Origin of the sequence: Dietzia cercidiphylli (assembly GCF_014145145.1) — a bacterium.
Classification (GTDB): domain Bacteria; phylum Actinomycetota; class Actinomycetes; order Mycobacteriales; family Mycobacteriaceae; genus Dietzia; species Dietzia natronolimnaea.
In genome coordinates this window covers 1-4,095 of sequence record NZ_JAALEA010000054.1, presented here as the reverse complement: position 1 = coordinate 4,095, position 4,095 = coordinate 1, and the positions used below count along the sequence as shown (strand labels likewise).

Below are 4,095 nucleotides of genomic sequence, written 5' to 3'. Positions count from 1 at the left end.
CGCGCCTGGGTGCACGCATCCGGCACCACCGTCAGCAACTCGGCCTTACCCTCGTGGCGGTGGCCGGCCAGGCCGGCATCTCGCAACCGTTCCTCAGCCAGATCGAGCGTGGCAAGGCGGCCCCGAGCATGTCGACGCTCGAGGGGCTCGCCCACGCATTGGGCACCACACAGGCGCACCTACTCGAAGCGGTCGACGCCGTCGCCCCGACGCCCGGAGGCCCCGACGCGCCGGCGGGCGACCCGTCGACGGCAGGCGACTCGCCACCGGCGACGGGCGGACGCGTGGACATTCGTCGCGCCTCCGAGGGCGCCGTCCTCACCCGCGCGGAGGGCACCGTCGGAGGGCACACCCGACTACTTCCGGGCGGGCCCAACGACACGCAGTTCCTCGAGTTCGTGGAAACCAATCACGTGCCGGGCCGATTCTTCGAACACCCGGGCCGCGAATGGGTGTACGTCACCAGGGGCACGGTCCTGCTCGAGGTGGGCGAGTCTCTCAGCCGACTGCAGGCGGGGGATGTCGCGAGGTACGACGGCACCCTCCCCCACCGCTGGTACGTGCCCGAGGGCGGGCAGGCCTGCCTGATCGTGGCACGACCGGGCTGAGTCACCGCCCCACACGGTTCCGACCTGCGTTGCCCTGCAGGGGCCGAGCAGGGCACCCCAGGTCGGGACCACCGGATCCGCACCCGCACCCGCACCCGCACCCGCACCCGCACCCGGACCCGGACCCGGACCCGCACCGAATCATCCCGTGCCATCCCGCGCCGCCCGGAGTCCCTTCTTCTCCACGGACACTCTCCCGCCGGCACTCCGCCGAACCCCGTCGGACCGTCGCCCCACACCCCGCTGACCTGCGATGCCCTGCACGCCGCGTGCAGGGCATCGCAGGTCAGGCCCACGGAATCCACGCCTCCACACCGTGTCAGATCTCGAACATACTATCGAACCATGATCGCGACACCTCCCCCTGCTTCCGACGACGTCGAGCCTCCCGAGGCGCTCATCCCGCCTCCCGGATTCACCACGTGGACGGGGCCCGCACTCCCCGTGCTGGTCCCCGAGGCGTTCGCCCGGTGGGACCCGGGCCAACAACGCGGCTACCTCGCCCAGAGGACGATCTGCGCGGCCGAGGGTCGGACGCTCGCCTACGCCTACGACTGTGTCCGTTCCGCCACCGATCGTTTCGCCACCGAGCACGACCGCCATCGTGATCCGTGGGACGCCGCCGCCACGATGATCGGCGCCTCTATGGCGCTCTCACGCCACGGCGCATCCCGTCTGGTGACCACCGCGGTCGAACTGACCGAACGGCTCCCCCGAACGGCGGCGCTACTGGCGACGGGGTGGATAGGAATCCTCGCCGCGCACACCATCGCCGAGGAGACAGCCCTTGTGGCCGATCACCTCATGCCCGAACTCGATCGGCGGATCAGCGACGGGTTGGCTCCCACCAGGCGCCGGACCCACCCGCCGAGGCTCGGCCCATTGCGCAAGATGCTCATCAAGACCGTCGCGGCCTGCGATCCACTCGGTGCCGATGCCCGCGCCCGGCAGGCGCGACGTGACCAGGACGTGGAGCTGGTGCCCCTCCGGGACGACCGTGCGATCATCTCGGCCACACTCACCGCCGAGGACGCGCTGGAGATCGCGGACCGTATCGAGGCCCTCGCCCGCACCGCCTCGGCCGACGATCCGCGCCCCCTCGGCCAGCTCCGCGCCGCCGGATTGCTCGCGCTCAGCCGCGGCTGGGCCTGCCTGCCCGACCCGCAAGGAGAACACCCCGCCGACCCGGAAGCCCGGTCTGCGGCTCGCCGGGTCATCATCCACGCATACGACGATGGCACCCCGGACAATCGCGGCATCACCCTCGCCGGGTACGGGCCGATCACCCGGCACACCGCCGAGGAACTGCAGCGCGACGCCAGGCGGCGGGTCAACGCACTCTCCGAACTCGCGGATCCGGACACCGCCGCTGCGCGGCGCCACACCCCGTCCGAGGCCCTGGCCCGCTTCTGTCGGGGGCGCGACGGTACGTGCGTTTTCCCCGGCTGCCAGACCTCCGCCGAGAAATCCGACCTCGACCACATCGTCCCCTTCGACCATGACCACCCCGACCAGGGCGGACACACGACGTGCGACGACCTCGGCACCCTCTGCCGCTTCCACCACAGACTCAAGACCGACGGGGTGTGGGCCTACTACCGGGAGACCGACGGTTCATACGTGTGGATACACGGCCCCCACCACCCGAACAGGGACCCCGCAACCCGCATCACGACCTTCCCCACGGGGCCTTTCGCCGGCCACGCCGCACCACGACACCCTGAGGCGAGCCGACTACAGCGGGAGGCAGCCGAAGCGGGTGAGACCGGCTCCGGATCGGCCGAGTCGCGGCGGCGACCCCACCTGCGCCACCGTCGCGATGTCGAGAGACGCAACCTCCGTGCGCAGGCTCGACTCTGGCGACAGGCACCACAGACCGGTCCGGTGTCTCCGCCCACGCCGTCGACTCCCCTGTCGGACGAGGAGCCCCCGTTCTGATGGGCTGCGCGCGACTCTCGACGTCAGAAGCGCGAGCTCGTCGGATACCACCCGTCGGAGGCGTCGTGGGGACCGATGGATCGGACCTCGATGTGCTCGAACGACGCGAAGTCACCGGCGAGCCTGTCCCAGTTCTCGCGGGTGATCGCAGTGGTGATCGCCGAGGCGATCCGCCCGATCCCGCCGTAGATCCCGGAGAGCTGGTTCCCGGTGACGCCCATGGAGGCCCGCGCACCGGTCGAGAAGTGGTGCAGCCGGGTGAGCCACGGGGCGGTGCCCGGATCGCGTTCGGTGAACTCGAACCCCGGACCCAGGTAGGGACTCCGTCCGGCCGGGTGATCGACCGCGGGAGGGTGGCGGTCGGACCACAACGCGATGTCGTCGACGAACTCGGTGAGCTCCGGACGCATCTGCAGGTCCACCTGGTATCCGGTCGCGGACAGCACGACGTCAGCGTGGAACCGCCCCCTGGTGGTGTCGATCGCGATCTCCTGCCCACCGGTGCCGGTGTGGACCATCGAGACTGCGTTCCACCCACAGCCGGTGTGCAAGGCGAAGCCGGAGTGAGTGAAGCACCGCCACACCGCGTGCTGCGTGGGCGGCTGCGGAAGACCTCCGGACATCACGCCGAAGTCCCACTTGCGCTGGTCGTCCAGGTCGTAGAAGCGCTCCTGCATGCCCGGGAACTCCATCCACCGCAGCGGGTTGGAGGCCGGGACCGTCGCCCGTCGCACGAACACATGCGCCCGGACGGCGCCGTGGTCCAGCGCGGTGGCCGCGTTGTCGAACCCGGAGGCGCCGCCGCCCAGCACCGCCACCCGCTGACCCCGCAATGCGGTGAAGTCGATCGGGTCCTCCGTGTGGAACCAGCGTTCGCGGGGCAGAGAGGAGATGAACTCCGGCACGCGCACACCGCCCCCGCCCGCGAGCCCGAGTGCGCAGACGATGCGCCGGGCGGTCAGCGTGGTCTCCCGACCCTCCGGACCACGCAGATCCACGGAAAACGGCCCGTCCGGGGTGGCGGGGCGGTGAATCGCGGTGACCCGGGTCCGATGCTGGACGCTGATCCTCGTGACCTCCCGGTACCAGCGCAGGTAGTCGTTCCAGTCCAGGCGGGGAATGAGCTCGACGGCGGCCCAGGCGGCCTCTCCGTAGACGGCCTCGAACCAGCGCCGGACGTGGAGGGAGGGGACGTCGAACTCGATGCCCCTCATATGTTTGGGGCTGCGCAGGGTGTGCATGCGGGCATAGCGGTCCCAGCAGCCCACCTCGTGTTCCGGACCGTCGTCCACCACCAGGACGCGGTCGATCCGTTGGCGCTGCAGTGCGAACGCCGTGCCCAGGCCGGCCTGCCCGCCGCCGATCACCAGGACGTCGAGTTCCGTGGACCCGGGAGCGCGGGGGATCCAGTCACGGGCATGGCTGGTGGCGGCGATGTCCTCGTGCACACGGGCACGGAGTGTCGCCAGGCGAGCGTCCGCGTCGGGCAGGCGGCGGGAGGTCTGGGCCTCGGCCTCGGCCTCGGCCTCGGCCGCGGGGTCGGGGGCCG

General features: G+C 71.1%; 3 protein-coding genes. 2 read left to right on the top strand and 1 reads right to left on the bottom strand.

Annotated elements, in window-relative coordinates:
• Window positions 1–608: helix-turn-helix domain-containing protein (locus G6028_RS02725; protein WP_182657971.1), on the top strand; the 608-nt coding region annotated here is incomplete at its 5' end.
• A 345-nt stretch (window positions 609–953) separates the two neighbouring features.
• Window positions 954–2,546 (top strand): HNH endonuclease signature motif containing protein, encoded by a 1,593-nt coding sequence (locus tag G6028_RS02720; protein WP_194306782.1) that lies wholly within the window; start codon window positions 954–956, stop codon window positions 2,544–2,546.
• Between the two features lie 23 nt (window positions 2,547–2,569).
• On the opposite strand, the gene G6028_RS02715 is transcribed toward G6028_RS02720, so the two are convergent.
• Window positions 2,570–4,095 (bottom strand): NAD(P)-binding domain-containing protein (locus G6028_RS02715; RefSeq protein WP_182657970.1); only part of this gene is annotated, 1,526 nt, incomplete at its 5' end.

Coding starts and splice junctions, on each gene's coding strand:
- G6028_RS02720 (WP_194306782.1), top strand. CDS start 954: ATGATCGCGACACCTCCCCCTGCTTCCGACGACGTCGAGCCTCCCGAG.